The 25,971-nt window shown below is 60.6% G+C and carries 28 protein-coding genes and 1 tRNA gene; 9 read left to right on the top strand and 20 right to left on the bottom strand.

What is annotated here, in order from left to right; genetic code table 11:
• Positions 1-237 precede the first annotated feature (237 nt).
• On the top strand, positions 238-639 hold the full coding sequence (locus EL191_RS06635) for a quorum-sensing-regulated virulence factor family protein (protein WP_041977498.1): 402 nt from the start codon (positions 238-240) through the stop codon (positions 637-639).
• Positions 640-651: 12 nt separating this feature from the next.
• Here the strand turns inward: EL191_RS06635 and EL191_RS06630 are convergent, their stop codons facing one another.
• Complete coding sequence (locus EL191_RS06630) at positions 652-846, bottom strand: hypothetical protein (RefSeq protein ID WP_017361748.1); 195 nt, start codon at positions 844-846, stop codon at positions 652-654.
• A 279-nt stretch (positions 847-1,125) separates the two neighbouring features.
• Between EL191_RS06630 and EL191_RS06625 the strand changes: the two genes are divergently transcribed.
• Entirely contained in the window at positions 1,126-2,529 is a 1,404-nt protein-coding gene (locus EL191_RS06625) for an MBL fold metallo-hydrolase RNA specificity domain-containing protein (protein WP_041977495.1), read from the top strand.
• Between the two features lie 131 nt (positions 2,530-2,660).
• On the top strand, positions 2,661-3,734 hold the full coding sequence (locus tag EL191_RS06620; protein ID WP_041977492.1) for an LOG family protein: 1,074 nt from the start codon (positions 2,661-2,663) through the stop codon (positions 3,732-3,734).
• Between the two features lie 127 nt (positions 3,735-3,861).
• On the opposite strand, the gene nadA is transcribed toward EL191_RS06620, so the two are convergent.
• From nadA to aspS, 16 genes are all read right to left on the bottom strand, one after another.
• Positions 3,862-4,920, bottom strand: a complete 1,059-nt coding sequence (gene nadA, locus EL191_RS06615; protein WP_026041991.1) for a quinolinate synthase NadA — start codon at positions 4,918-4,920, stop codon at positions 3,862-3,864.
• A 136-nt stretch (positions 4,921-5,056) separates the two neighbouring features.
• A tRNA-Lys gene (locus tag EL191_RS06610) sits at positions 5,057-5,132 on the bottom strand.
• Between the two features lie 58 nt (positions 5,133-5,190).
• The gene (queC, locus tag EL191_RS06605; RefSeq protein WP_013714452.1) at positions 5,191-5,865 is read right to left on the bottom strand and encodes a 7-cyano-7-deazaguanine synthase QueC; all 675 of its coding nucleotides are present in this window, start codon (positions 5,863-5,865) and stop codon (positions 5,191-5,193) included.
• A gap of 2 nt (positions 5,866-5,867) precedes the next feature.
• Entirely contained in the window at positions 5,868-6,515 is a 648-nt protein-coding gene (gene queE / locus EL191_RS06600) for a 7-carboxy-7-deazaguanine synthase QueE (protein ID WP_026041992.1), read from the bottom strand.
• A 216-nt stretch (positions 6,516-6,731) separates the two neighbouring features.
• Entirely contained in the window at positions 6,732-7,544 is an 813-nt protein-coding gene (ybgF, locus tag EL191_RS06595; protein ID WP_017361754.1) for a tol-pal system protein YbgF, read from the bottom strand.
• A gap of 6 nt (positions 7,545-7,550) precedes the next feature.
• Positions 7,551-8,048 (bottom strand): peptidoglycan-associated lipoprotein Pal, encoded by a 498-nt coding sequence (gene pal, locus EL191_RS06590; protein ID WP_003241687.1) that lies wholly within the window; start codon positions 8,046-8,048, stop codon positions 7,551-7,553.
• Positions 8,049-8,103: 55 nt separating this feature from the next.
• On the bottom strand, positions 8,104-9,402 hold the full coding sequence (tolB, locus tag EL191_RS06585) for a Tol-Pal system beta propeller repeat protein TolB (RefSeq protein ID WP_013714449.1): 1,299 nt from the start codon (positions 9,400-9,402) through the stop codon (positions 8,104-8,106).
• A gap of 5 nt (positions 9,403-9,407) precedes the next feature.
• Complete coding sequence (tolA, locus tag EL191_RS06580) at positions 9,408-10,394, bottom strand: cell envelope integrity protein TolA (protein ID WP_115292121.1); 987 nt, start codon at positions 10,392-10,394, stop codon at positions 9,408-9,410.
• Complete coding sequence (gene tolR, locus EL191_RS06575) at positions 10,391-10,843, bottom strand: protein TolR (protein ID WP_013714447.1); 453 nt, start codon at positions 10,841-10,843, stop codon at positions 10,391-10,393. Before tolR ends, tolA begins: the two co-directional genes overlap by 4 nt.
• Before the next feature lie 27 nt (positions 10,844-10,870).
• A complete protein-coding gene (gene tolQ / locus EL191_RS06570) occupies positions 10,871-11,566 on the bottom strand; it encodes a protein TolQ (RefSeq protein ID WP_013714446.1) in 696 nt (231 codons plus the stop codon).
• Between the two features lie 2 nt (positions 11,567-11,568).
• Positions 11,569-12,021: a tol-pal system-associated acyl-CoA thioesterase gene (gene ybgC / locus EL191_RS06565; protein WP_013714445.1), complete on the bottom strand. Its 453-nt coding sequence runs from the start codon at positions 12,019-12,021 to the stop codon at positions 11,569-11,571.
• Between the two features lie 53 nt (positions 12,022-12,074).
• Positions 12,075-13,127: a Holliday junction branch migration DNA helicase RuvB gene (gene ruvB / locus EL191_RS06560; protein WP_041977480.1), complete on the bottom strand. Its 1,053-nt coding sequence runs from the start codon at positions 13,125-13,127 to the stop codon at positions 12,075-12,077.
• A gap of 13 nt (positions 13,128-13,140) precedes the next feature.
• On the bottom strand, positions 13,141-13,746 hold the full coding sequence (gene ruvA, locus EL191_RS06555; protein WP_041977478.1) for a Holliday junction branch migration protein RuvA: 606 nt from the start codon (positions 13,744-13,746) through the stop codon (positions 13,141-13,143).
• A 21-nt stretch (positions 13,747-13,767) separates the two neighbouring features.
• Complete coding sequence (ruvC, locus tag EL191_RS06550) at positions 13,768-14,292, bottom strand: crossover junction endodeoxyribonuclease RuvC (protein WP_013714442.1); 525 nt, start codon at positions 14,290-14,292, stop codon at positions 13,768-13,770.
• Positions 14,293-14,551: 259 nt separating this feature from the next.
• Complete coding sequence (locus EL191_RS06545; RefSeq protein ID WP_041977476.1) at positions 14,552-15,301, bottom strand: YebC/PmpR family DNA-binding transcriptional regulator; 750 nt, start codon at positions 15,299-15,301, stop codon at positions 14,552-14,554.
• A 95-nt stretch (positions 15,302-15,396) separates the two neighbouring features.
• Complete coding sequence (gene aspS / locus EL191_RS06540) at positions 15,397-17,172, bottom strand: aspartate--tRNA ligase (protein ID WP_041977474.1); 1,776 nt, start codon at positions 17,170-17,172, stop codon at positions 15,397-15,399.
• A gap of 460 nt (positions 17,173-17,632) precedes the next feature.
• Here aspS and EL191_RS06535 point away from each other — a divergent pair, with 460 nt between their 5' ends.
• From EL191_RS06535 to EL191_RS24730, 3 genes are all read left to right on the top strand, one after another.
• Entirely contained in the window at positions 17,633-18,103 is a 471-nt protein-coding gene (locus EL191_RS06535; RefSeq protein WP_013714439.1) for a Dps family protein, read from the top strand.
• A 96-nt stretch (positions 18,104-18,199) separates the two neighbouring features.
• Positions 18,200-19,267 carry a GGDEF domain-containing protein gene (locus EL191_RS06530; RefSeq protein ID WP_174447347.1) on the top strand — a complete coding sequence of 356 codons (1,068 nt, stop codon included), beginning with the start codon at positions 18,200-18,202 and terminating at the stop codon, positions 19,265-19,267.
• Positions 19,268-19,439: 172 nt separating this feature from the next.
• Positions 19,440-20,054, top strand: coding sequence for a cold-shock protein (locus tag EL191_RS24730; protein WP_041977470.1), 615 nt, complete (start codon positions 19,440-19,442; stop codon positions 20,052-20,054).
• A gap of 43 nt (positions 20,055-20,097) precedes the next feature.
• Here EL191_RS24730 and EL191_RS06520 read toward each other — a convergent pair whose 3' ends face one another.
• Positions 20,098-20,304, bottom strand: a complete 207-nt coding sequence (locus EL191_RS06520; RefSeq protein ID WP_041977468.1) for a SlyX family protein — start codon at positions 20,302-20,304, stop codon at positions 20,098-20,100.
• Positions 20,301-20,732, bottom strand: a complete 432-nt coding sequence (locus EL191_RS06515; RefSeq protein WP_013714435.1) for an HIT family protein — start codon at positions 20,730-20,732, stop codon at positions 20,301-20,303. Before EL191_RS06515 ends, EL191_RS06520 begins: the two co-directional genes overlap by 4 nt.
• 645 nt (positions 20,733-21,377) lie before the next feature.
• Between EL191_RS06515 and EL191_RS06510 the strand changes: the two genes are divergently transcribed.
• Entirely contained in the window at positions 21,378-22,628 is a 1,251-nt protein-coding gene (locus EL191_RS06510) for an OprD family porin (RefSeq protein WP_017361762.1), read from the top strand.
• Positions 22,629-22,701: 73 nt separating this feature from the next.
• On the opposite strand, the gene EL191_RS06505 is transcribed toward EL191_RS06510, so the two are convergent.
• Positions 22,702-23,109, bottom strand: coding sequence for a PaaI family thioesterase (locus EL191_RS06505; RefSeq protein WP_026041995.1), 408 nt, complete (start codon positions 23,107-23,109; stop codon positions 22,702-22,704).
• Positions 23,110-23,237: 128 nt separating this feature from the next.
• Here EL191_RS06505 and EL191_RS06500 point away from each other — a divergent pair, with 128 nt between their 5' ends.
• Positions 23,238-24,953, top strand: a complete 1,716-nt coding sequence (locus tag EL191_RS06500; RefSeq protein ID WP_041977465.1) for a proline--tRNA ligase — start codon at positions 23,238-23,240, stop codon at positions 24,951-24,953.
• A 20-nt stretch (positions 24,954-24,973) separates the two neighbouring features.
• Entirely contained in the window at positions 24,974-25,930 is a 957-nt protein-coding gene (locus EL191_RS06495) for a hypothetical protein (RefSeq protein WP_013714431.1), read from the top strand.
• The last annotated feature ends 41 nt before the right edge of the window (positions 25,931-25,971 follow it).

Below are 25,971 nucleotides of genomic sequence, written 5' to 3'. Positions count from 1 at the left end.
TCGATAGACTTTCGGTCAGGTATACACAGGGCGACAGACGGCTGCGACGGCTCATCTGTGTGACGTGCAGGCTTGCGCAACGATCCCCAGCCTTTGGTCGTGGTCACGGACGGCGGCAAGAGGCCATCGTGTCTCTATCGGTAACACTTTGTTTCATGAAGGCAAACGGCCATTGCCGCGAACATTCGCCCCGAGGCCCTGTCCAACCCTCGTCCACGCTTTCAGGAGTTACACCACATGCTGCGTTACATCCTCCCCGCTCTCGCGCTCAGCCTGATGCTTCCCGCTGTCCAGGCAGCCTCGCTGAAGGAGATGGAACTGACCCGGACCCTGGAGCAGGTTGCCCGGCAAAGCAGTGAAGGCACCCCGCGAGCGATCAATGAGGACATTCTTGATCAGGGCTATACCGTGGAGGGACACACGCTGATCAACCACCTCAGCGTGCGTGAGGCGCATGCCGGGAAAATGCGAGGCAACCCGGACACCGTACGCACGCAACTGGCCGCAAGTGTCTGCCGTAATCCGGGCTATCGCAGCCTCCTCGCTCAGGGCGCACAACTGCGCTATCAGTTCAGCGAGTACCGGAGTAATCGCCCGGTGACCGTCGAAGTCTTCGACAAGGGCGACTGCGGCCTCTGAACTGGGCTGATGTCAGCCTCTTTGCGCTCGACGTTGCGCGTCATTGGCGCGCAACTCGGCAAGCAAGGCCTCCATGTAGCGTGAACGGCGTCTTCCGCCTTCGAGACGCCGCATGCACTCGTCCTCAAGGCTCAGCTGGCTGCTTCGTGCTGCCTGCTGCAGCTTGCTGTAGAGGTCCGTTTCGATCTCCAGAATCAGCTTGGGCATACCTACCGCTCCCTTCCCGTTGACCAAACAGAAGACTCGGCACAACAGGTGAGGTTCCGCCTGCTCGTCGGCCTGCGGGCTCTCCGCCTACACAAGACAGCGCACACTTGCTCTGTACGCATGAGTCAAACACCAAACCAGAACTCACCCGCCCAGACGAACGGCGACGGGTCTGCCGGCTATGCTTGAAAAACATGGCAAGGACCGGCTGACCTGCATCAAGATCCGCACCGCGTAGAGCCGGCACACTCACCTCATCATCACGATAAGGATAGGATCATGGCCCTGCTCACTTTCATCGGCGCAATCCAGCAAGTCACGGGCTCCTGCTATCTGGTGGAAAGCCGCGACGGCGCCAGGGTTCTGCTGGAATGCGGCATGCACCAGGGGCGTCGCCAGGAAGAAGATCAGAACCGCAGCGCCTTCCCATTCGACCCGCACAGTCTGGACGCGGTAGTGATTTCCCACGCCCACCTCGATCACAGTGGGCTACTGCCACGACTGGTCGCAGAGGGCTATCGCGGCCCGATCCATGCCACCGAGGCGAGTTGCGAACTGCTCGAACTGATGCTCCTGGACTCGGCCTTCCTCCAAGAGAAGGACGCCGAATGGGAGAACCGCTGGCGTGCACGGCAGGGCAAGCCCGCGATCAAACCGCTGTACACGGTAGCCAACGCCGAGCAGGCGCTCAGCCAGCGCCGTGCGCACGCCTATGGCGTACAGGTCGAGGTGGCCAAGGGCGTACAGGTAACCTTCCACAATGCCGGCCATATCCTCGGCTCGGCCATTGTCGAGATGCGGGTGGAGGACCATCACCTGCACCGTCACCTGGTGTTTTCGGGCGATCTGGGCAACACCTGCTCCCCGTTGATGCAGGCCCCGGCGCAGTTGAACCAAGCCGACGTGCTACTGATGGAGTCGACCTACGGCGACCGTGATCACCGCGCCAGCGACGAAACCCTGGAAGAGTTGGCCGACATCCTGCAGCAGGCCCATCGTGAAGGCGGCAACGTGCTGATCCCTTCCTTCGCCGTCGGTCGCACCCAGGACCTGATCTACTACCTCGGCCGCTTCTACCAGGAGGGCCGCCTGCCTCAGCAGGCGGTGTTCCTCGACAGCCCGATGGCCATCCGCGCCAACGCCATCTACAGCCGTTTCCATGATCAGTTCGCGAGCGAGGATCGGGCCGCACTGGCGGCCAAGAGCGTGAAACGCATCGAGGACTGGCTGCCTATCCTGCGCTGCACCCCAACCGCCGAAGATTCCATGGCGATCAACCGGATCAAGAGCGGCGCGATCATCATCGCCGGTGCCGGTATGTGCAATGGCGGTCGTATCGTCCATCACTTCAAGCACAACCTCTGGCGCGAGAACTGCCATCTGGTGTTCCCCGGTTTTCAGGCCAAGGGCACGCTTGGGCGACTGATCGTTGACGGCGCCGATACGGTCAAGGTGCTACACCAGCGCATTGCCGTAAAAGCCAAGGTACATACTCTGGGGGGCTTCTCCGCACATGCCGGTCAGTCACAATTGATCGACTGGGCCAGCCAGTTCGAACACCACCCCGAGCTGCATCTGGTCCATGGCGAACTGGAGAAGATGCAGGCGCTGCAACAGGCTCTGCACGAACGCTTGAACTGGATCGCCAACATTCCCGAACCCGGCGAGCAGATCGCCCTGTAACCGGCACTTACGAAAAGATGGCAACGAAACGGCAGACTGCCTGTGGCAAGCTGCCTGACACTCCATAATCAGGGAACCGGCCAAGGTGTGAGGCTGCGCGCCTGCCACTGGCCAAGAAGAGGAGAGTTTCCATGCCCTTTGAACCGGACGACTATCTGTCGCGCCACGTGCAAACCAGCGAGGTCGACCTGAGCAGCAAGGTGGAAGAACTGGTCGCTCTGGCAACCCCGAGCAACAGCCCCAACCTGTCGCTGTACCGCGAGATGCTCACCACGGTGATCCACATGGCCCAGGCGGATCGTAACCGCTGGGACGCCAAGATCATGATGCAGACCCTGCGCGAGATGGAACATGCCTTCGGCGTGCTGGAACAACTGAAACGGCGGCGCAAGGTCACGGTGTTCGGCTCGGCACGAACGCCAGCCGATCACCCCCTGTACAGGCAGGCTCGCGAGCTCGGCGCCTTACTGGCACACCGCGATCTGATGGTGGTCACCGGTGCCGGTGGCGGCATCATGGCCGCCGCTCATGAAGGCGCCGGCGCGGAAAGCAGCCTGGGCTTCAATATCACCCTGCCCTTCGAACAAACCGCCAACGCGACCATGCGCGGCAGCCATCACCTGCTGTCGTTCCACTTCTTCTTTCTGCGCAAGCTGTTTTTCGTCAAGGAGGCCGACGGCCTGGTGCTGTGCCCCGGCGGTTTCGGCACCCTCGACGAAGCGCTGGAAGTGCTGACCCTGATCCAGACCGGCAAGAGCCCACTGGTGCCCGTGGTACTGCTCGATCAACCGGGTGGCAGCTACTGGGAGGATGCATTGGGTTTCATCCGCCGGCAGCTTGGCGATAACGGCTACATCCTGCCTACCGATCTCAACCTGATGCACCTGGTCTATAGCGCCGAAGAAGCGGTGGACGAAATCGCCCGCTTCTACCGCAACTTCCACTCCAGCCGCTGGCTCAAGGATCGCTTCGTGATTCGTCTCAATCATGCGCTCAACGAGGCAGCTCTGGCCAAGTTGCATGCTGACTTCGCCGTGCTGTGCAAAGAAGGCGGCTTTACCCAGCAACCTCATTGCGAGCAGGAACGCGACGAACCGGAGCTGTGCGACCTCACGCGCCTGGCCTTCGCCTTCAATGGGCGTGACTATGGCCGCCTGCGCGCCCTGCTCAATGTGGTCAACGAACCGGAGAATTGGGCAACCTGAGCTGACGAGTTGCCGTAACCCGGATGCAATCCAGGGGGTATTCGCCTCTGCCATTCCCCGATTGCATCCGGACTACGTTAAAGCAAGAAGCCCAACATTTGCTGGGCTTCTCTTTGACTACTAGCGGTCAGGCGTTGCCGGCGACCTTCATTCGTGCGGCCTGGGTGAAATCGAGCATGCGCTTGAGCGGCTTGATCGCCTTGGGAATCAGCGCCGGGTCGACATGAATCTCACCTGAACCTTCGCGCAGCCCAGTCAGCACGCGCTCCAGCGTGTTCATCGCCATCCACGGGCAGTGCGCACAGCTACGACAGGCAGCACCATTACCTGCCGTCGGCGCCTCGATGAAGGTCTTGTCCGGGCACAACTGCTGCATCTTGTAGAAGATGCCGCGGTCGGTGGCGACGATGAAGGTGGAGTTCGGCAGCGTCTGCGCGGCTTTGATCAATTGGCTGGTGGAGCCTACTGCGTCGGCGAGCTCAACCACGTTCTGTGGTGATTCCGGGTGCACCAGGATGGCGGCGTCCGGGTACAGGGCTTTCATGTCCAGCAACTGCTTGGACTTGAACTCCTCGTGCACGATGCAGGCGCCATCCCACAGCAGCATGTCGGCACCGGTCTCGCGCTGGATGTAGTTGCCCAGATGCTTGTCCGGGGCCCAGATGATAGTCTCGCCGTTGTCCATCAGGCTCTCGACGATCTCCAGCGCGCAGCTGGAGGTCACCACCCAGTCCGCACGCGCCTTCACCGCCGCCGAGGTGTTGGCGTAAACCACCACAGTGCGCTCCGGGTGCTGATCGCAGAAGGCCGAGAACTCATCCACCGGGCAACCTAGATCGAGCGAACAGGTCGCCTCCAGGGTCGGCATCAGCACACGCTTTTCCGGGTTGAGGATTTTCGCCGTCTCGCCCATGAACTTGACCCCGGCCACCACCACGGTCTGCGCGGGGTGCTGATTGCCGAAGCGGGCCATTTCCAGAGAGTCGGAAACGCAGCCACCGGTTTCCTCGGCCAGGGCCTGGATGACCGGATCGCAGTAATAGTGCGCTACCAGCACCGCATTCTGCTTCTTCAGCTCCGCGGCGATTTCACGGCGATAGAAAGACTCCTCCTCGGTAGTCAGCGGTTTGGGCTGCTTTGCATCGAGGTGGGCTTGAACCAGAAGGCGTTCGGAAATCTGCGTCATATCATCGAACCTGCGGCGCTCTTGAGCGAGCTGCGAGTATACCCCCTGGCTGCCCATCGCCACAGGCAGGGCAACATCGGCCAGAGGGCTTTTCCGAGAGCAAAAAAAAGCCAGTCTTGCGACTGGCTTTGCGATCTGGTGGGTCGTGTAGGATTCGAACCTACGACCAATTGGTTAAAAGCCAACTGCTCTACCAACTGAGCTAACGACCCAACGCGAGGCGCATGATACTGATTTAATTCAGGAAATCAACACTTCGCGGAAAAAATTTCAGAAGTAGCGGGTTGCATCAGGCACACCGGCAGCGACAAAACCAGCGGCGCGCAGGCGGCAGCTATCGCACTTGCCACACGCACGGCCGTCGTCATCAGCCTGATAGCAGGAGACGGTCAGTGCGTAATCCACGCCCAAGCTCATCCCTACCTGAATGATCTCGGCCTTGCTCATCTGCTGCAGCGGCGCACGGATGCTGAAGCTCTGCCCTTGCACACCCGCCTTGGTCGCCAGGTTGGCCATGCGCTCGAAGGCTTCGACGAACTCCGGGCGACAATCGGGATACCCTGAATAATCCACCGCATTGACACCTATGAAGATATCGCGCGCTTCGAGCACTTCCGCCCAACCCAGCGCCAGTGCCAGGAACACGGTGTTGCGCGCCGGCACGTAGGTGGAAGGAATGCCTTCGGTAGGCGCCTCGGGCACGGCGATGCTGCTATCGGTCAGCGCCGAGCCACCGATACCGTTTAGGTTCAGGCCGATTACCTTGTGCTCGACCACGCCCAGCTGTCGGGCGACGCGCTCGGCTGCCTGCAACTCGGCACGATGACGCTGCCCGTAATCGAAGCTCATGCTGTAGCAGGCATAACCTTCGGCCCTGGCCATGGCGACCACGGTGGCCGAGTCGAGCCCACCGGAAAGAAGGATGACCGCTTTCTTGTCATTCATGGTCAGTGTCCCGGCTCGTCGTTCCAGAGAATCTTGTGCAGCTGCAACTGCAGGCGCACCGGCAGATTGTCCGCGATGATCCACTCGGCCAGCGCACGTGCCTCCACCTGCGTATGACTGGGTGAGAACAACACCTCGCCGGCTCGGGCCGCCAGGTCATGCTCGATCAACTTGGAAATCGCCCAGTCGTAGTCCTCGCGCGAGCAGATGACGAACTTGACCTGATCGTTGCGGGTCAGCCACTGGATGTTCTCGTAGCGGTTGCGCTGCACTTCGGCGGAGCCAGGCGTCTTCAGATCCAGCACCTTGCTGACCCGTGGATCGACCGCCGCCACGTCGAGCGCGCCACTGGTTTCCAGCGACACTTCGTAGCCGGCATCGCACAGGCGGGTTAGCAAGCGAATGCAGTTGGGCTGGGCCAATGGCTCGCCGCCGGTGACGCAGACGTAATGCGGCCGGTAGGCGGCCACCTGGTCGAGGATGCGATCCAGTGTGACGATCTCGCCACCGCTGAAGGCGTAGGCGGTGTCACAGTACTGACAGCGCAGGGGGCAGCCGGTCAGGCGCACGAATACCGTCGGCAAGCCGGCGGTACGCGTCTCCCCCTGCAATGAATAGAAAATCTCGGTGATGCGCAGGGTTTCTTGCATGGTAGCCACGGGCGTGATGACGAAACAGGCCATCCGCCTCCGTTGCGTGAAAAGACAGGAATACCGGCTATGGCCGACATTCGACAAGGCATGGTGGCAAAGACATCAGCCGAGCTGAAACAACGCCCACCATACGAGCGCGCATTCTAATGGAAGTCGCCGAATGACGGATAAGAAAAACCCGCGACATGCGCGGGTTCATTCACTACGTTCGGCTTACAGGCGCTGCAGGTCGCGCTGGGCCAGTTGGGCAGCCGAGCTGCCCGGATACTGGGCGATGACCTGTTGCAGGATACCGCGAGCCTTGTCGTTATGCCCCAGGCGACGCTCGACATCGGCCAGTTTGAACAGCGAATCGGGGACCTTGGCATGGCTCGGATAGGCTTGGCTGACCTTGGCAAAAGCCTGGCCTGCTGCTTGCAGGTCACCCTTGGCCAGATTCACCTCACCCAACCAGTACTGCGCGTTACCAGCGTACTGGCTGTTGGGGTAACGATTAAGGAAAGCCGCGAATGCCTGTGATGCCTTGTCGAAGTCCTTCGCCTTGATCAGGTCGAAAGCGGCATCGTAGTACAGCTTCTCCTTGGCCGGATCACCCGGCTCGGCGCTGCTCTGCTGCTGTGCAGCAGGCGGCGTCGGGGTGCCATTGGCGTTTACGGCGCCATCGGCTGAATTCTGTGCGGGACTTCCACCGGCCGCAGCGCCGGAAGAAATACGTTGGTCCAGATCCTGGTAACGCTCCAGGCCTTCCTGCTTGAGGCGCTGAATTTCATTCTGCTGCTCTTCGACCATGCCACGCAGCTGCGCAATTTCCTGCTGCATCTGCTCAAGCTGGTTGAACAGCATACCCTGCGCAGAAGCGGGCGCTTGCGCGCCCACTCCGGCGGAGGAGCCGGCCGTACCATAACCCGCCGGTGGATAGCTGCTGCCCTGTTGCATGGAGCTGCTTTCCAGTACGGGAACCTCCGCCACAGCCGCGAGCGGCAGGGCGAGTGTCAGAAGGGTCAGGATACGGCGGCAATCTCGCATGGCAGCTTACTTACGCAGCTCTACGCGACGGTTCTGAGCCCAGGACTGCTCGTCGTTGCCAGTGGCAACCGGACGCTCTTCGCCGTAGGAAACCAGTTCCAGCTGAGCCGGGGAAACGCCCTGCAGAACCAGGTAGCGTTGAACGGCCTTGGCACGACGCTCGCCCAGAGCCATGTTGTACTCACGGGTACCGCGCTCGTCAGCGTGGCCTTCCAGAACGACGCGAGCGCCGTTGCCTTTCAGGTCCTTGGCGTGTACGTCCAGAGCGCGCATGGCTTCGGCTTTCAGGTCGGAGCTGTCGTACTCGAAGTAGAAGGTGGTGATAGCGCGCAGAGCCGCTTCTTCGCTCAGGCTGCCATCAACAGCGCCAGTGTTGGCACCGTAGCCAGCGTTCGGGTCTACCGCGCCTTCGCCAGCAGCGTCGCCGCCTTTGGAGGAGCAACCTACGGCAACGGCGAGAGCCAGGGACAGTGCAGCGAACTTACCGAATTTCAGCATTTCCATCATGTAACTCCTAATGAACCCCAGTTGTGTTAAGCAAAAAAGGTGAAGCACCGCATCAGTTCAGGTAAGGGGACCAAGAAGGCTCTCGAACTTCGCCTTGAGCGGTAGGAAGAGGGAGCCTCACGCGACCATTGGTGGACGCTAACATCAAGACTCCCCGGCCCTGCTGGCGGGTGGCGTAGATTAGCATGGTGCCATTGGGCGCAACAGTGGGCGACTCATCCAAACTTGTGTCTGAAAGTATGCGCAAACGGTTGGTTTCCAGGTCCTGTGCAGCCACCTTGAACACGGTAAAACCATCCTGGCGATGGATCATCACCAAGGTCTTTTCATCCGCCGACAATTTCGGGTTGGCGTTGTAGTTACCCACGAAGGTCACTCGCTCCACTGCCCCGCTATTGATGTTGGTCTTGTAGATCTGCGGGCGGCCCGCGCGATCCGAAGTGAAGTAAAGGGTCTGACCGTCCTTGCCCCAGAAGGGTTCGGTATCAATGGCGTAATGGTTGGTGATGCGGCGCATCTGCCGACTCCCCATGTCCATCACATAGATTTCCGGGTTACCGTCACGCGACAGCACGAAAGCCAGGCGATTGCCATCCGGCGACCAGGCCGGTGCACCGTTGAGCCCTTCGAAGTTGGTGATCTGCTCGCGGCGACCAGTGTCGATGTGCTGGACGAAGATGCGCGGACGACGCTGTTCGAACGACACGTAGGCGATACGGCGGCCATCGGGAGCAAAGGACGGCGACAGGATCGGCTCGCGCGATTGCAGCAGGGTAACGGCGCGAGCACCATCGTAGTCCGAACGCTGCAGGGTGTAGCGGGTATTGTTGGCGCCCATGCGCTCGGCCGTGACGTACAGCAGACGCGTGGAGAACGCCCCCTTGACGCCGGTGAGCTTCTCGAAGGACTGGTCGGCGATATGGTGAGCCATGTCGCGCAACTGATCGGTGCCGCCACCGACGTTGCCGGTCATGACCTGCTGCTCGGTGTTGACGTTGAACAGCGCGTACTGCACCTGCAGGCGGCCGCCGTTGGGCACGATGTTGCCGACCAGCACGTACTGCGCGCCGAGGGCCTTCCAGTCGCGATAGATGACCTCGCTGGCCTGGGTCGGCAGGCTGATCATGTTCTGCCGCGGAATGGGTTCGAAGTAGCCGGAGTTGCGCAGGTCGTTGCCGATGATCTGCGACATGTCCTCGGGCAGTACCGAGCCACCCTGCCAGCCGAAGGGTACGACGGCAATGGGCGTAGCGCGGTCGGCGCCTTGGGAGATCACCAGCGGATCGGCCGCCTGGACGCTACCGACCAGCATGACCAGCCCCAGCAGGGCGATACGAATCAGGTTGTTCACAGAGCTCAATCCTCCGGTTTGAAAATCACGCGGCGCTGCCTGTACCGACTATCGAAGGTAGCGCGATCCAATTGTTGCATCTCGGGAATACGCCCGACGTTACGTACAGCAGCAACGGCCGAGTTGTCGAACGGCGCATCGCCACTGGAGCGCGATACGCTGGCGTTGGTCACGGTGCCGTCAGGCAGCATCTGAATCAACAGCTCAACGCTCATGCCACGGCGCGCCGACATCGGACGCTGCCAGTTCTCGGTGATCAGCTTGATGATCAGATCGTCGAGGTTACCGGCCACCTGATCGCCATGGGTTTCGGCCAGCGCCTGCTGGTTCTGCACGTTGTCCGACAGCAAATCGGCCAGCGCCGCAGCCTTCTGATCCTCGGCCGCCTTGCGTCGAGCCTCTTCGGCCTTGCGCTTGGCATCCTCGGCAGCCTTCTTCTTAGCAGCTTCGGCAGCAGCCTTTTTCTTCGCCTCTTCCGCCGCTTTCTTTTTCGCGTCCTCGGCAGCCTTCTTCTTGGCGTCCTCTGCGGCTTTCTTCTTCGCCTCTTCCTCGGCGCGCTTCTTGGCGATATCCGCCTGGCGCTTCTGCTCAGCGGCCTTCTCGGCCTCGGCTTTCTTCGCCGCTTCGGCCTTTCGAGCCTCCTCAGCCTGCTTTTGTTCCTCGGCTTTCTTGGCCGCGGCGACCTTCTGCGCCTCAGCTTGAGCCTGTTTCTGCTCTTCGGCTTTCTTCTGCTCCAGACGCTCGGTCTCGAATTGCGGAGCGGAAGTTTTCTGCGCCTCCCCGGCAATCTTCTGGGTGGTCTGGGTGGTGGCCTGACTCTGTGACTGCAACTGATACAGCGTAGCCTGCACCACCGGACGCGCCGGCGGCAGTTCCGGCGAGAAGGCGAAGCTGACGAACAGCATGGCGAACATCAGGACGTGCAACCCCACGGCCCAGACGATAGGCCAGAAGTAGCTTTCCGATTGCGAACGCTCGGTTTGCTGCATCAGGGAGCCTCGGTAATCAATCCGACGTTACCCACGTCGGCCTGTTGCAGACCGCCCATGGCCGCCATCACGGTGCCGTAGTCCACCGATTTGTCGCCGCGCACGAACACCTGCACCTTCTTACCCTGACGACGATTTTCGGCAATGATCGCCGAGACGGCCTGGGTCATCTGCGCCAGCGTGGAGGCACGCTCCTGCTCGGTATCGACGTCGACCTCACTACCCATGTTCCAGTAGTAGGTCTTGTCGGCCTTGATGGAGATGGTCAGCACCTGCGCATCGTTGTCCTGCGGCAGCGCTTCACTGCTGACCTTGGGCAGATCGACTTTGACGCCCTGGTTGAGCATCGGCGCGGTGACCATGAAAATGACCAGCAGCACCAACATCACGTCGATGTAGGGCACCACGTTCATCTCGGCGACCGGTTTGCGTCTGTTGCGAATTCTCGCCATGGCTAGAACCTATCCTGTGCGCGCGTCTTAGTCTTCCGAGGTGTGCACCTTGCGGTGCAGGATGGCCTGGAACTCGTCGGCGAAGGTGTAGTAGCGGCCGATCAGCATCTCGCCACGGGCCGAAAAGCGGTTGTAGGCGATGACGGCGGGAATTGCGGCGAACAGACCGATGGCGGTAGCGATCAGCGCTTCGGCGATACCCGGGGCGACAGTGGCCAGGGTGGCCTGCTGTACCTGAGCCAGGCCGCGGAAGGAGTTCATGATTCCCCATACGGTACCGAACAGGCCGATGTACGGACTGGTGGAACCTACGGTGGCGAGAAACGGCAGTGCAGTTTCCAGCTTCTCTTCCTCTCGGGAGATGGCCACGCGCATGGCGCGCGCCACACCGTCCATCACCGCATCAGGGTCGACGCCCTGCTGCTGGCGCAAGCGGGAGAACTCCTTGAAGCCGGCACGGAAAATCTGCTCCAGACCGGAATCCGGATCAGGATTGCTGCCAGCCTGACGATACAGTTTGGACAGGTCGATGCCGGACCAGAAACGATCTTCGAAGTTGTCCAGCGCACGCTTGGCGGCACGCAGCGCATTGCTGCGCTGGAAGATCATCACCCAGGAAATGACCGACGCGGCCACCAGGGTCAGCATGACCAGCTGAACCACCAGGCTGGCGTTACTGATCAGACTCCACATCGACATATGGTCAACGGCGTTAGCTTCCACGCTTACTCTCCTGCTGCAATTAAACCCGGCGCCTGCGTCCCGGCGAACGCGTGTCGCAGGGTTTCGGGGATAGCCCGGGGTTTCAAGTTGTCGGCGCGCACACAGGCCACCAGGAACTGCCCTTCGCAGAGCAGCACATCATCCGCAGCCCGCCTGACCTGTTGACGAAAGCGCAGGCTGGCACGGTTCAATTCGATCACATCAGCGCTGATCACCAGTTCGTCATCCAGACGTGCCGGCGCGTGATAACGCGCCTCGGCCGAATGCACGACGAACAACAGGCCCTCACCGGCAAGCGTCGACTGGGCATAACCCAGCTCACGCAGGCGCTCGGTGCGAGCCCGCTCCATGAATTTGAGATAGTTGACGTAGTAGACGATGCCGCCTGCATCAGTGTCTTCGTAATAGACCCGGCAATGGTGGCTGAACGGCTGGACTCCGTTTTGCGCGCGCATACTCTAGTCCCCGGCCTGCTGCTTGCCAATCCGGCCCGGTAACAATTTTTTCGTCATTGATCACCTGCACTGAAAAGGTCACCACCGGGCGACTCACCCGAGCGCTTGGGGATGTTCAGCCCGAAGTGCAGATAGGCATGCCGGGTGACCACTCGCCCGCGCGGCGTGCGCATCATGTAGCCCTGCTGAATCAGGTAAGGCTCGAGCACGTCCTCGATGGTATGGCGCTCTTCGCCGATGGCCGCAGCCAGGCTGTCCAGCCCAACCGGTCCGCCGTCGAACTTCTCGATCATGGCCAGCAGTAGACGTCGGTCAGAGTGGTCGAAGCCACGTTCGTCGACATCCAGCAGATTCAGTGCCTGATCGGCGATCGACTGGGAGATATGCCCCGTGCCGCGCACTTCGGCGAAATCGCGCACACGGCGCAGCAGGCGGTTGGCGATACGTGGCGTGCCACGCGCGCGACGAGCGATCTCGAACGCGCCTTTGGCCTCGATGGGCAGCCCGAGAATACCGGCAGAGCGCGAAACGATGGTGGCCAAGTCGTCGATACCGTAGAACTCCAGGCGCTGGACGATGCCGAAGCGGTCGCGCAGGGGATTGGTCAACATGCCGGCACGGGTAGTAGCGCCGACCAGAGTGAACGGCGGCAGATCCAGCTTGATCGAGCGCGCCGCGGGCCCCTCGCCGATCATGATATCGAGCTGGAAGTCCTCCATCGCCGGATACAGCACTTCCTCGACCACCGGCGAAAGACGATGAATTTCGTCGATGAACAGCACATCGCCGCTTTCCAGGTTGGTCAGTAGCGCAGCCAGATCTCCCGGACGCTCGAGGACCGGGCCAGAGGTGCTCTTGATCGAGCTGCCCATTTCCTCGGCAATGATATTGGCCAGGGTGGTCTTGCCCAGGCCCGGCGGGCCGAAGATCAGCGTATGGTCGAGCGCTTCCGCCCTGCCCCGCGCAGCCTGGATGAACAGTGCCATCTGCTCGCGCACCACAGGCTGACCGATGTAGTCGGCCAGACGTAACGGGCGAATGGCACGATCCTGCTGTTCTTCGCGCTCACGTGGGCTGGCGGTAATCAGGCGATCGGCTTCGATCATCAATAAGGTTCCACTAAACCATGCCGCGCAGTGCGCGTCGGATCAAATCTTCGCTGCTCATCCCATCCTCCTTGACGGCGGCAACGGCTCGGCTGGCCTCCTGCGGCTTGTAGCCGAGGGATATCAGCGCACTGACGGCGTCGTTCTCCGCGCTTGAGACTGCCTGAGCCAGTTGAGGTTCAACCACCAGGGGCGCAATGGACGGTATCGACTCCCAGGCCTTGAAACGATCCTTGAGCTCGACCAACAGGCGCTCAGCGGTTTTCTTGCCGACTCCCGGCACCTTGACCAGCGCTGCGGTGTCCTGCGCCTGCACGCAGCGCACCAGCTCATCGACCTCGAGCCCGGACATCAGCGCCAGCGCCAGCTTGGGACCAACGCCATTGAGACGAATCAGCTCGCGGAACAGCTCGCGCTCGCGCTTTTCGAAAAAACCGTAGAGCAGATGCGCATCCTCACGCACCACCAGATGAGTGTGCAGGGTTACCGGCTCACCCACCGCAGGCAGACGATAAAGGGTCGTCATCGGTACTTCCAGCTCATAACCGACGCCATTCACATCCAGAAGCAAATGCGGCGGCTGCTTCTCCGCCAGGGTGCCGCGCAAACGTCCGATCACCACTGTGTTCCTTTGATCCGATTACAAACGAAGACGACCGCCACGCCGCTTGGCGCCGGCCAGCCCATGAGGAATGAGACTCTGCCGATGGTGGGCATGGCACAGGGCGATACCCAGCGCATCGGAGGCGTCGATCTGTGGCTTCTGCACCAGCTTGAGCAAGTGCATGACCATCATCTGTACCTGCTGCTTGTCCGCCGCCCCGGAGCCAACCACGGCCTGCTTGACCTGGGTGGCGGTGTACTCGCTCACCTCGAGCCCCGCCTCCACCGCAGCGACGATAGCGGCACCTCGCGCCTGCCCCAGCTTGAGCGCCGAGTCGGCATTGCGCGCCATGAACACCTGCTCGATGCCCATGGTCACCGGGCCATGGGTGCGAATCACCTCGCTAACGCCGCGAAAGACGATCTGCAGGCGCTCGGCCAGCGGTCCGTTGCCAGTGCGAATGCAGCCCGAGGCCACGTACTCGCAGCCGCGCCCGGTATCGCGTACCACGCCATAACCGGTGATGCGCGAACCGGGGTCGATACCTAGGATCAGGGTCATATCAGCAACTGTCTATTTATCCAGTTGGCGAGTATACGGGGCGCCCCCAGCTGCGTCATCCGCCACTGCTCAGCCAGACGAAAAAAGCCGGAAGCACCATGCAGCGCTTCCGGCCTCCTCGTTCGTAGCCCGAATGCAATCCAGAGAACACATCTTGGATTGCAGGGCGTAGGGTGGGCTTCAGCCCACCAGGGTCGCACCGCATGGAGGGCTAAAGCGGATCGCCGCCCGGCCCACCCTACACATTCAGGCTACAGCCTCAGCCGAGCTGCTCCATGATCTCGTCGGCGACTTCAGCGTTGTGATAGACGTTTTGCACGTCATCCAGATCTTCGAGCATGTCGATCAGCTTGAAGACCTTCTGCGCCGTTTCCAGATCAGTGATCGGCGCACTAATCGACGGGATCATGTCGATCTCTGCCTCTTCACCCTTGAACCCGGCCGCACTCAGCGCCTCGTTCACCGCGTGAAACTCGGTGAAACTGGTCGATACCAGCGCCGAGCCATCCTCACCCATTTCCACATCGTCGGCCCCAGCTTCCAGGGCTGCTTCCATCAAGGCGTCCTCATCGACACCCGGTGCGAAGCTGATCTGCCCTTTGCGGTCGAACATGTAGGCGACCGAACCATCGGTGCCGAGGTTGCCGCCGCATTTGGTGAAGGCATGCCGCACTTCGGCTGCGGTGCGGTTGCGGTTATCGGTCATCACCTCGACGATGATCGCCACACCGCTGGGCGCGTAGCCTTCGTAGCTGAACTCGACGACGTTGTCGGCTTCGTTGTTGCCGGCACCACGGGCGATGGCGCGATCGATCACCTCGCGCGACATATTGTTGGTCAGCGCCTTGTCCACGGCCAGGCGCAGACGCGGGTTGTCCGCCGGGATCGGGCCACCATGCTTGGCGGCGACCGTCAGCTCACGAATCAGCTTGGTGAAGATCTTGCCCCGCTTGGCGTCCTGACGCCCCTTGCGGTGCTTGATGTTGGCCCACTTGGAATGACCAGCCATAACTCACTCCATCTTTTCCACTTGAGAATTGCAGGGGCGCACGGACAGCTGCCCCATAACGAAGAAGCCTGGAAATCCAGGCTTCTTGTACAGGCTTATTCGGCCTTGGGTTGCTCGCGCAGGCGGATATGCAGCTCGCGCAGCGACTTGCCGTCCACCACACCCGGCGCCTGAGTCATAACGCAAGCCGCGCTCTGGGTTTTCGGGAAGGCGATCACTTCACGAATCGACTGCGCACCGGTCATCAGCATCACCAGGCGATCCAGGCCGAAGGCCAGGCCACCATGGGGCGGCGCACCGTACTTGAGTGCATCGAGCAGGAAGCCGAACTTCTCCTGCTGCTCCTCTTCGCTGATGCCGAGCACACGGAACACGGTCTGCTGCATGGCCTTGTCGTGGATACGGATCGAACCGCCACCCAGCTCGGTACCGTTGAGCACCATGTCGTAGGCACGCGACAGCGCAGCAGCCGGATTGGCTTCCAGCTCCTCAGGCGTGCACTTCGGCGAGGTGAACGGGTGGTGCATGGCAGTCAGGCTACCGTCGTCGTTTTCCTCGAACATCGGGAAGTCGACGACCCACAGCGGCGCCCACTCACAGGTGAACAGATTGAGGTCGTGCCCCAGCTTGATACGCAGCGCGCCCAGGGCCTCGCTGACGATCTTGGCCTTGTCGGCGCCGAAGAACACGATATCGCCATCGACGGCGCCAACGCGGTCGAGGATGACGTTGATGTTGTCCAGCGGGATGTTCTTGACGATCGGCGACTGCAGACCTTCGACACCGACCGCACGTTCGTTGACCTTGATATAGGCCAGGCCCTTGGCGCCGTAGATGCCGACGAACTTGGTGTAGTCGTCGATCTGCTTGCGCGGCATGCTCGCCCCGCCCGGTACACGCAGCGCAGTGACGCGGCATTTCGGGTCGTTGGCCGGGCCCGCGAAGACCTTGAATTCGACATCCTTGAGCTGGTCCTCGACGTCGACCAGCTCCAGCGGAATGCGCAGGTCCGGCTTGTCCGAACCGAAGCGGCGCATGGCTTCGGCCAGGGTCATGTGCGGCAGCGCGCCAAACTCGACGCCCAACACTTCCTTGAACAGATTGCGCACCATGGTCTCGGTGATGTCCATGATGTCTTTTTCATCGAGGAAGCTCGTCTCGATATCGATCTGGGTGAATTCCGGCTGACGGTCGGCACGCAGGTCCTCGTCGCGGAAGCACTTGGCGATCTGGTAGTAGCGGTCGAAGCCGGCCACCATCAGCAGCTGCTTGAACAACTGCGGCGACTGCGGCAGGGCGAAGAAGCTGCCGGCGTGGGTGCGGCTCGGCACCAGGTAATCGCGCGCGCCTTCCGGGGTGGCGCGGGTCAGGATCGGCGTCTCGACATCAAGGAAGCCGTTGTCGTCCAGGTAGCGACGGATGCTCGAGGTGATGCGCGAGCGCAGCTTGAGCTTCTCGGCCATCTCAGGGCGACGCAGGTCGATGAAGCGATAACGCAGGCGGGTTTCCTCGCCGACGTCGGTGTATTCGTTGAGCGGGAACGGCGGGGTTTCCGCTTCGTTGAGCACTTCCAGCTCATAGCCCAGTACTTCGATGGCACCGCTGGCCATATTGGCGTTGCGCGCGCCTTCCGGGCGCAGGCGCACCTTGCCGGTGATCTTGACGACGTATTCGCTGCGCACGCGATCGGCCTTGGCGAAGGTCTCGGCGCGATCAGGGTCGAACACCACCTGAGCCAGACCTTCACGATCACGAATATCGAGGAAGATCACCCCGCCATGGTCACGGCGACGGTGTACCCAGCCGCAAAGGGTGATTTCCTGGCCATCCAGGCTCTCGTTCAGTTGGCCGCAATAGTGGCTGCGCATCATGATCGTGTTTCGCTTCTCTAAGGTCTTGGATAGGTCAGGCAGCCCCCAACGCCCTGGGCAGGAGCCACTCCGCGGCGAACGTCCAACCGCACACCGCGCTTCGATAAAGAGCGGGATTATATAGCGTAAATCGTCCTGACGCAGCCGCCCGGCAGATGGCTTCTACAATCAACAGCGCCACCTGCATCTGCAACGACCATGGACTTACCTGTGCCAGCGACCTCCCGATGATCTGCCGAAACACTCTCGCCATGCGCAGCCAAGCAGTAGAGGCGAATTTGATCCCGACAGCACAGCAATCCCCCCAGGTCTCTGAGTCAAAAAGGAACCGCGCGTTATCGATAGCCTCTAAACATCGCATTCATTGATATAAGCCAAGATCATCCCGACGTCCTGCGTGTTAGGCTCTTCCCAACACTGCGGGATAGAAACCCTGGGCTCACCTGAAAGGAGACAAACCATGGAAATCAATATCGGAATCGCCGAACAGGATCGCGCCGCCATTGCCGAAGGCCTTTCGCGCCTGCTTGCCGATACCTACACGCTGTACCTGAAGACCCATAACTTCCACTGGAACGTTACCGGCCCGATGTTCAACACGCTGCACCTGATGTTCGAAGGTCAGTACACCGAACTGGCTCTGGCCGTTGACGCTATCGCCGAACGCATCCGCGCTCTGGGCTTCCCCGCTCCGGGGACCTACGCTGCCTATGCCCGCCTCTCCTCCATCAAGGAAGAAGAAGGCGTCCCCAGCGCCGACGACATGATCAAGCAATTGGTGCAGGGCCAGGAGGCCGTGGTACGCACCGCCCGCGGCATTTTCCCGCTGCTGGACAAGGTCAGCGACGAACCCACTGCAGATCTGCTGACCCAGCGCATGCAGGTGCATGAAAAAACCGCCTGGATGCTGCGCAGCCTGCTTGCTGCCTGAGACGCTCAGAGGCCCGGTTATCCGGGCCTTTTCATTAGGCAGGCCACCCCGCCCTGATCTATGCTCTGGCCATTCGCCACTGAGTTGCCGACATCCATGAGTCAAGCCAACAAACCGCCCAGCATCATCGAACTGTATCCGGAGGAAACCCGCGAGGCGGCGGAACTCCTGAAACAGGCTGTACCTTTGATGATGCGCCATGACATCCCGCCCAACCCCGTGCATTACGCCCTGTGGTACACCTACAGCCGAGGCAGCGAGCCAGAACTCAACCGCCGCCTGGACAAGGTGGTGGAAGACTTCGATGTTTTCCCACCGGAAACCGCCAGCAGGTTGTTTCGCGACTACATCATCCGCGGCGAACTGGATGAGGCACGAGCCGGCCAGCAACAGGTCATCGAGCTGGTCGACGATATCGAAGGCGATGTTTCTCGCAGCGTGATTGGCAGTCAGCACTATCAGCAGAGTCTCAGCCAAGGGCTCAGCGCCCTGCAGGAGCCCATCATCGACGACCTGCCCAGCGTGCTCAGCGAACTGCAGGAAAGCACTCAACTGATGCAGGATCAACAGGAAAAATTTCTCTATCGCCTACGCGCCGCGCAACAGGAAATTACCCATTTACGCAGCCAGTTGGAGCGCGCGCACCTGGCAGCGACGCTCGACAGCCTGACCCGCGTATTCAACCGCCACGCCTTTACCCGCCTACTGGAGCGCGCCCTGAACGACTCCCAGCAGGGGCTGGCGCTGGTGATTCTGGATATCGACCACTTCAAGCAGTTCAATGACCAGTACGGCCATCCATTAGGTGATCGCGTACTGCAACACGTCGGGCAACTGTTGCGCGACTTGCTACCTCCGGAGGCCTTCGCTGCTCGCTACGGTGGCGAAGAGTTTTGCGTCGTGTTGCGTAACTGCTCCAACCTCGACGAGGCTCTCGACTTCGCCGAACAATTGCGCAACAAGATTCAGTCTTTGAGAGTCAAGGTGCGCCGTACCGATCAGGTTCTCGACAGCATCACTGCCTCCTTCGGCTGCGCCATGGCTGAAGAAGACGACACCTTCGAATCGCTGCTGACCCGCGCCGATGACGCGCTCTATCAGGCCAAGCGGGCCGGTCGCAACCAGGTACATCCGATTACCAGCGAAAAGATGCTAACCGCTTGATTTGAGAAGCCCCCGCCTTTGCTGTTAAATAGATCCGCGCGTCGCGTTACCATCCTGCGGCGTCGCTAACCTTGTATACCGGCGCGCGCCATGGCCGTTCAGCTGGCCACTAGCGAAGCGCGCTCCCTCCGCAACACCTTGAGTCATCATTCAATCAGTGAGTTCATCGAAGATGTTTAAGATTGCCCATCTCGTGACAGGGTTTGCCGCCCTGCTGCTGTCCGCCGTCCCCGGTATTTCCACTTCCTTCCTGACCACCCCGGATGCTGTTTACCTGGCTCTGACTGGTCTGATAAACCTGCTTGTCGCCGCACAACAACCGAGCCTGCCTGCTGCACGCCAGCAACTGCTGGGGCTGTCCTCTGCCCTGCTGATCCTGGCCGCCGTGGTCCAGGCTCTGATTTTGCTCGCACCGCTACCTAACATCGGTGGCCAACCGGCCATCTGGCTGCCATTGCTGACCGTAGTTGTCGCCGTGGCACTAAGCCTTGCGGCCCAACTGAACGTGCAGCCGCGCGCCCGGGAACAACAGCCTTTCGCACAACCTAGCTCCAGCGCCCCCCAGGAAGACCGAGAAACCGGGACGGTCAAGTGGTTCAACACGTCCAAGGGGTTCGGTTTCATTTCCCGTGACTCGGGCGAGGACATCTTCGTGCACTTTCGCGCCATTCGCGGCGAAGGTCATCGCGTCTTGATCGAAGGCCAACGCGTGGAGTTCTCGGTCATGCAGCGCGACAAAGGCCTGCAGGCCGAAGATGTGATCGCTGCGGCGCCTTCACGGCGCTGAACGGCACACAAAGAAAAGCCCGGGGAAACCGGGCTTTTTCATATCAGTAGTGCGGCGGCGGTGCTTCGTCTTCGGCAATCCCTGCCAGCCCGTTCAGCTCTTCCTGGCGCCGCGCCAGAGAAGTCAATTGCAACTGCAAACGCTCGATACGTCGGCTCTGCTCGAGCAATTCGTCGCTCAACGCCTGAATGGTGTCATCCTGAAAAGCCAGGCGGCTTTCCAGCTCCATGATCCGCGCCTCAAGGCTCATGCGAAGTCTCCGGCAAACTGGAAATCCTCGGTCAGTACCAGACGCAGCTTGTCGATGATCTGGCCTACCTGCTCGCCTGAATAAGGCTGGGCTGGATGGCGACCCCAGACCGGCGCGGGCCAGGCGATATCACCACGACGACGTACGATCACATGCATATGCAGCTGACTGACTACATTGCCAAGCGTGGCCACGTTCATCTTGTCGGCTGCAAAGGTGTCCTTGAGGGTTTCAGCCAGCAACGTGGTTTCATGCCAGAGTTGGCGCTGGTCAGCCGCGTCAAGCTGGAACAGTTCACTGACCTCTTCACGTCGGGGTACGAGAATGAACCAGGGGTAGCTGGCATCATTCATCATCAGCAAGTGGCAGAGGGGAAAATCCCCGACCAGCAGGCAATCCTGCTGCAGCCGTGAATCCAGGGTGAACATCGCTCTCCTCCTTTAATGCGTAGTGGGCCGCGATGGCCGACACGATGGCGCGCAGCATACGCGGGCTCAGCGGACAATTCACCCAACGACCGCGCACCAACCCAAAGCAGGCCTGGCGCATGCGCACCGCAGGCGTGCACCATTTTGTTTCTTCCCGTAATAGAGCGCACCGAGCGTTACCGCAGAAGCGGCAGTCAGCCTGCTAACGACGCGTCCCAGACACTTGCGCCGCGCACCCACATCATCATCGCAAACCCGCGCCCAGAGCAGCATTGACGCCGTTCCGCAATCGATTCTGCGCCGAAGAATCAAGGTTTTAGCGTGAGAAACAGATTTTGAGCATGACTTTTGCTATCTGTGTGAGCAATGCCCGGCAAGCCGTGCAGTCGATCAATAACAGCGGTCCCAGGCACCCCAGAGCCGCGGAAAGGTTGGTGCAACGAAACGCAAGTGCAGAGCTATAGATTTGCGACATTCTCCCTCACGCGATGCGACACCAGCATGAACGAAGCCGCAATGAATAGACTGCAACTATCGCCAACATTGGCTGCGTGCTATAAGTTAGCGCCGACACAAAAAGAAAGAGCCGCCCATATAAAAAAACAGTGGGCAGCGCAACTCTTCTAAACCCAAGGAGCAATCACGATGCAAGTGATGAAGTGGAGCGTAATCGCCCTGGCAGTAGCCGCGGGCACCAGCCAAATGGCCGTGGCGTCGAGCCAGTCCGAGTCGAATGGCTTTATCGAAGACAGCAGCTTCAACATCTTCAACCGCGTTCTGTACATGAACCGCGACTTCCGTAACGGCCCGAACACTGCTGGCACTGGCAACAAAGGCTACCGTGAAGAAACCGGCCTGGGCATCCGCCTGCTGTACGAATCTGGCTTTACCCAAGGCACCGTAGGTGTTGGCTTCGACGCTCACTCCCTGAGCAGCATCAAGATCGACAGCGGCCGTGGCCGTTACGGCACTGGCCAGTTCGCTCAGACAGGCGACGGTCGCGGTGACGACACTCAGACCGAAGTAGGCGGTGCTGTCAAACTCCGCATCTCTGACACCGTTCTGAAATACGGCAGCCAATTCGTAGCAAGCCCGGTGTTCTCCACTGACGACAGCCGCATCCTGCCGGAAGTCGCTACCGGTACTTACCTGGTCAGCAACGAAATCGAAGGTCTCGAACTGAGCGCAGGTCGTTTCACCGCTATGAGCAGCCAGACTGCTACCGGCCGTGACACACTCTCTGAAGGTGGCAACACCATCAAGTCGGCTAACATTTTCGGTGCTAACTACAGCTTCACCGACAACCTGAGTGCTGGCCTGCACCACTCTGACGTTGAGGACTTCTTCAAGAAGACCTACGTCAACGTGAACTACAACCTGCCGCTGGCCGAAGACCAGGCGCTGAACTTCGACCTGAACGGTTACAAGACCAAAGGTGATGGCCAGGAACTGGCGGGCGATGTAGACAACAAAATCTGGAGCCTTGCCGCAGCTTACAGCCTCGGCGCGCACACGTTCACCGTTGCGCACCAGCGTGCTAGCGGCGATAACGGCTACTACTACGGTGTAGACGGCGGCGGCACCATCTGGCTGGCCAACTCGGTTCAGTACTCCGACTTCAACCAGGAAGACGAGAAGTCCTGGCAAGCTCGCTACGACATCAACATGGCGTCCTACGGCGTACCGGGCCTGAGTTTTATGACCCGTTACATCCGCGGTACTGCTGCTGATAGCTACACCGAGCGCGAGCTGGATATCGAAGCCAAGTACGTAATACAGGAAGGTGCGGCCAAGGATCTGTCCTTCCGTATTCGTAACGCCTTCTACCGCGACAACGCTCAAGGCGACGTGAACGACTTCCGCCTGATCGTCGAATACCCGCTGAGCGTTCTGTAACTTCAGCGCTACTCGATAGCGGTATAAAAGAAACCCGGCCTTGGCCGGGTTTCTTTATTTAAGTCTCGGTACTTTAAAGAGGCAACGCATAAGTCCCCGTCACATGTGCCACCAACTCATTCTCATTACCAAGCGAATATAACGAAACCTCGCAAACTGCCTGACGTCGACTCAAGCGCAATATGCGTGCTTCGGCCAACAAGTCGACCGGTTTGGGTTTGACCAGAAAGTTGATATTGAGATTGGATGTCACCGCCATCTCCACGCGACCGAGACGTCCCAGCACCACCGCATACATCGCCGCATCGCCCAGCGCCATGATGGTAGGGCCGGACAGCGTCCCGCCCGGACGCACCAATTTGGCCTGAAAGGGCACGCGCGCCAGCACGCCCTCCTCGTCGAGCCGGTCGATCCGCAGATCGATGTCCTCGGCCATTGGTAGCCCACCCCGAATCAGGGTCTGAACCTCAAGTGCAGTCAGTCCCACTATTTATTCCTCCTGGTTAACGCAGCAGCACTCGCGCCCTGCACCCGTCCTGTACGCCACTGTATAGGCACCGTACAATGCCGGCCTATTCCAAGCCCTAGCAACCGACAGAACGGCCAAACATGCGTACCAGTCAGTTCCTGCTCTCGACCCTGAAAGAAACCCCTTCCGATGCTGTGGTGATCAGCCACCAGCTGATGCTGCGTGCCGGCATGATCCGCAAGCTGGCCTCCGGCCTGTACACCTGGCTGCCGATGGGCCTGCGCGTGCTGCGCAAGGTCGAGAATGTGGTGCGCGAGGAAATGAACGCCGCAGGCGCGCTAGAAGTGCTGATGCCCGCCATCCAGCCGGCCGAGCTATGGCAGGAATCAGGTCGCTGGGTGCAGTACGGCCCCGAACTGCTGCGAGTCAACGACCGTCATGATCGCGAATTCTGCGTCGGCCCGACCCACGAGGAAGTAATCACCGACCTGGCCCGTAACGAGCTGAACAGCTACAAGCAGCTGCCGATCAATTTCTACCAGATCCAGACCAAGTTCCGTGACGAGATCCGTCCGCGCTTCGGCCTAATGCGCGGCCGCGAGTTCATCATGAAGGACGCCTACTCCTTCCATGCCGACCAGGCGTCCCTGCAGGAAACCTACGACCGCATGCACCAGGCGTACTGCAACGTCTTTACCCGCCTGGGCCTGAATTTCCGTCCGGTACAGGCCGATACCGGCTCCATCGGCGGCACCGGTTCGCACGAATTCCATGTGCTGGCCGACTCCGGCGAAGACGACATCGCCTTCAGCAACAGTTCCGACTACGCCGCCAACATCGAGAAGGCCGAAGCCCTGCCTCGCGAGAAGGTGCGCCCGGCACCGACCGAAGAATTGCGCCTGGTCGATACTCCCGATGCGAAAACCATCGCGGCTCTGGTCGAAGGCTTCAACCTGCCGATCGAGAAGACCATCAAGACCCTGATCGTCCATGCTGCCGAAAAAGGCAAGCTGATCGCGTTGGTGGTACGTGGCGACCATGAGCTCAACGAGATCAAGGCTGCCAACCTGGAACAGGTCGCCAACCCGCTGACCATGGCCAGCGACGCAGAGCTGCGTGCCGCCATCGGTGCCGGTGCAGGTTCCCTTGGCCCGCTAAATCTGCCGCTGCCCGTCATCATCGATCGTTCTGTGGAACTGATGAGCGACTTCGTCATCGGCGCCAACATCGACGACAAGCACTACTTCGGCGTCAACTGGGAGCGCGACCTGCCGGTGCCGACCGTGGCCGACCTGCGCAACGTCGTCGAAGGCGATCCGAGCCCGGATGGCCAGGGTACCCTGGTGATCAAGCGCGGCATCGAAGTCGGGCACATCTTCCAGCTCGGCACCAAGTACAGCGAAGCGATGAACTGCCAGGTGCTGGGCGAGAACGGCAAACCCGTCACCCTGACCATGGGCTGCTATGGCATCGGCGTTTCGCGCGTTGTGGCTGCGGCTATCGAGCAGAACTTCGACGAGCGCGGTATTCGCTGGAACGATGCCCTGGCGCCGTTCCACATCGCCCTGGTGCCGCTGCGCTACGAAACCGAGCAGGTCCGCAAGGCCACCGACAAGCTCTACGCCGAGCTCACCGCCGCCGGTTTCGATGTGTTGCTGGATGACCGCGACAAGAAAACCAGCCCCGGCATCAAGTTCGCCGACATGGAGCTGATCGGTATCCCGCACCGCGTCGTGGTCAGCGACCGCGGCCTGGCCGAGGGTAATCTCGAGTACAAGAGTCGCGCCGAGACCGAAGCACAAGCCGTGCCGCTGGCCGAGATCCTGTCGTTCCTGCAAGCCCGTATCAAACGCTGATCACGCCCTACCGAGACATCATGTACACGAGCAGCAACCTTCGCCTCATCGGCGCCGCCCTGTGCGGCGCCCTTTTCCTCAGCGGCTGTGCCAACCAGTTGCCGCAGCGTAGCGAGCACGAGGAGCGCGTCGAACGAAAACTGCTGGATCATCAGTTGCAGATCGACGCAGGCGAACCCAAGGTGTTGGAGTTGCCCCAACGCCGAGTGCGTGTGCATGACCAGAAGAGCTACGAGGTCACGGCCTTCGAGGTCACCCGCCGCTACGACCGCTACACTCCTTATCAGGCGTGGCGCGAAATCTATGAAGTGCCGATGGGCGCTGTTGCGGTGGTTGCCGGCGTCGGCGCCAACATCCTCAACGTCGTGCTGCTGGGCAGCTTGCCGGAAACCGCAACCCGCGACTGGATCAGCTACGGCATGGCCGGGCTCAACCCGTTCATGAACGTCGAGTCCAATGGACGCGCCGAGCAGAATCTGGCCAGCATCGACGAGGTGCAACGTGATCGTCGCATGGAGTACACCAACCTGCCCTGGGCCGAACGCCCGGTCCAGGTCAAGGCGGGTGATCAGCAGTTCGAGATGCTCACCGACAGCACAGGGGTCCTGCGCCTCAACCTGCTGGACAGCCCTTTCACCGAGCAGGACATCGCTCGTTTGAACATGCTGCAGTTGAGTGTGGAAGATCGCCTTGGTGATGACGTCGCTCGCGCCGAAACGACGCTGATGGTCAGCCATACCCTGCGCGGCAAGCTGCGTGAGGCGCATGACCTGATCTTCGACGACCTCGAGGGAGACGACGTCGCCCAGTGGGTACACCGGGTCAAGCGCCTCTCCGATCTTGGCCTGGAGGAGGAAGCCAGCGAGCTGGAACAGAGCCTGATCGAGCTGACGCGCAACGACCCCGAATTACAGGACGCCTTCCTCAAGGCTCTGCTCAAGGACGCCGGACGCCTGGCCGCCGATCCGGCCAACTGATTCCGAACGACACGCGTCGGCCGACTGGTCAGTGATGGCCT

The sequence above is a fragment of the Pseudomonas mendocina genome, assembly GCF_900636545.1.
In the GTDB taxonomy this organism is placed as follows: Bacteria; Pseudomonadota; Gammaproteobacteria; order Pseudomonadales; family Pseudomonadaceae; genus Aquipseudomonas; species Aquipseudomonas mendocina.
This window is presented reverse-complemented; position numbering and strand designations above follow the sequence as displayed.

Excerpts from the sequence above, each read along its gene's own strand:
- EL191_RS24730 (WP_041977470.1), top strand. The coding sequence starts at position 19,440 with ATGTTTAAGATTGCCCATCTCGTGACAGGGTTTGCCGCCCTGCTGCTG.
- EL191_RS06515 (WP_013714435.1), bottom strand. The coding sequence starts at position 20,732 with ATGTTCACCCTGGATTCACGGCTGCAGCAGGATTGCCTGCTGGTCGGG.
- pal (WP_003241687.1), bottom strand. The coding sequence starts at position 8,048 with ATGGAAATGCTGAAATTCGGTAAGTTCGCTGCACTGTCCCTGGCTCTC.
- aspS (WP_041977474.1), bottom strand. The coding sequence starts at position 17,172 with ATGATGCGCAGCCACTATTGCGGCCAACTGAACGAGAGCCTGGATGGC.
- EL191_RS06625 (WP_041977495.1), top strand. The coding sequence starts at position 1,126 with ATGGCCCTGCTCACTTTCATCGGCGCAATCCAGCAAGTCACGGGCTCC.
- nadA (WP_026041991.1), bottom strand. The coding sequence starts at position 4,920 with ATGACGCAGATTTCCGAACGCCTTCTGGTTCAAGCCCACCTCGATGCA.
- queC (WP_013714452.1), bottom strand. The coding sequence starts at position 5,865 with ATGAATGACAAGAAAGCGGTCATCCTTCTTTCCGGTGGGCTCGACTCG.
- ruvC (WP_013714442.1), bottom strand. The coding sequence starts at position 14,292 with ATGACCCTGATCCTAGGTATCGACCCCGGTTCGCGCATCACCGGTTAT.
- ybgC (WP_013714445.1), bottom strand. The coding sequence starts at position 12,021 with ATGCGCGCGCAAAACGGAGTCCAGCCGTTCAGCCACCATTGCCGGGTC.
- EL191_RS06520 (WP_041977468.1), bottom strand. The coding sequence starts at position 20,304 with ATGAGCCTTGAGGCGCGGATCATGGAGCTGGAAAGCCGCCTGGCTTTT.
- EL191_RS06530 (WP_174447347.1), top strand. The coding sequence starts at position 18,200 with ATGAGTCAAGCCAACAAACCGCCCAGCATCATCGAACTGTATCCGGAG.
- EL191_RS06545 (WP_041977476.1), bottom strand. The coding sequence starts at position 15,301 with ATGGCTGGTCATTCCAAGTGGGCCAACATCAAGCACCGCAAGGGGCGT.
- EL191_RS06620 (WP_041977492.1), top strand. The coding sequence starts at position 2,661 with ATGCCCTTTGAACCGGACGACTATCTGTCGCGCCACGTGCAAACCAGC.
- ruvB (WP_041977480.1), bottom strand. The coding sequence starts at position 13,127 with ATGATCGAAGCCGATCGCCTGATTACCGCCAGCCCACGTGAGCGCGAA.
- EL191_RS06510 (WP_017361762.1), top strand. The coding sequence starts at position 21,378 with ATGCAAGTGATGAAGTGGAGCGTAATCGCCCTGGCAGTAGCCGCGGGC.
- EL191_RS06500 (WP_041977465.1), top strand. The coding sequence starts at position 23,238 with ATGCGTACCAGTCAGTTCCTGCTCTCGACCCTGAAAGAAACCCCTTCC.
- EL191_RS06535 (WP_013714439.1), top strand. The coding sequence starts at position 17,633 with ATGGAAATCAATATCGGAATCGCCGAACAGGATCGCGCCGCCATTGCC.
- ybgF (WP_017361754.1), bottom strand. The coding sequence starts at position 7,544 with ATGCGAGATTGCCGCCGTATCCTGACCCTTCTGACACTCGCCCTGCCG.
- queE (WP_026041992.1), bottom strand. The coding sequence starts at position 6,515 with ATGCAAGAAACCCTGCGCATCACCGAGATTTTCTATTCATTGCAGGGG.
- EL191_RS06635 (WP_041977498.1), top strand. The coding sequence starts at position 238 with ATGCTGCGTTACATCCTCCCCGCTCTCGCGCTCAGCCTGATGCTTCCC.
- EL191_RS06495 (WP_013714431.1), top strand. The coding sequence starts at position 24,974 with ATGTACACGAGCAGCAACCTTCGCCTCATCGGCGCCGCCCTGTGCGGC.
- EL191_RS06630 (WP_017361748.1), bottom strand. The coding sequence starts at position 846 with ATGCCCAAGCTGATTCTGGAGATCGAAACGGACCTCTACAGCAAGCTG.
- tolR (WP_013714447.1), bottom strand. The coding sequence starts at position 10,843 with ATGGCGAGAATTCGCAACAGACGCAAACCGGTCGCCGAGATGAACGTG.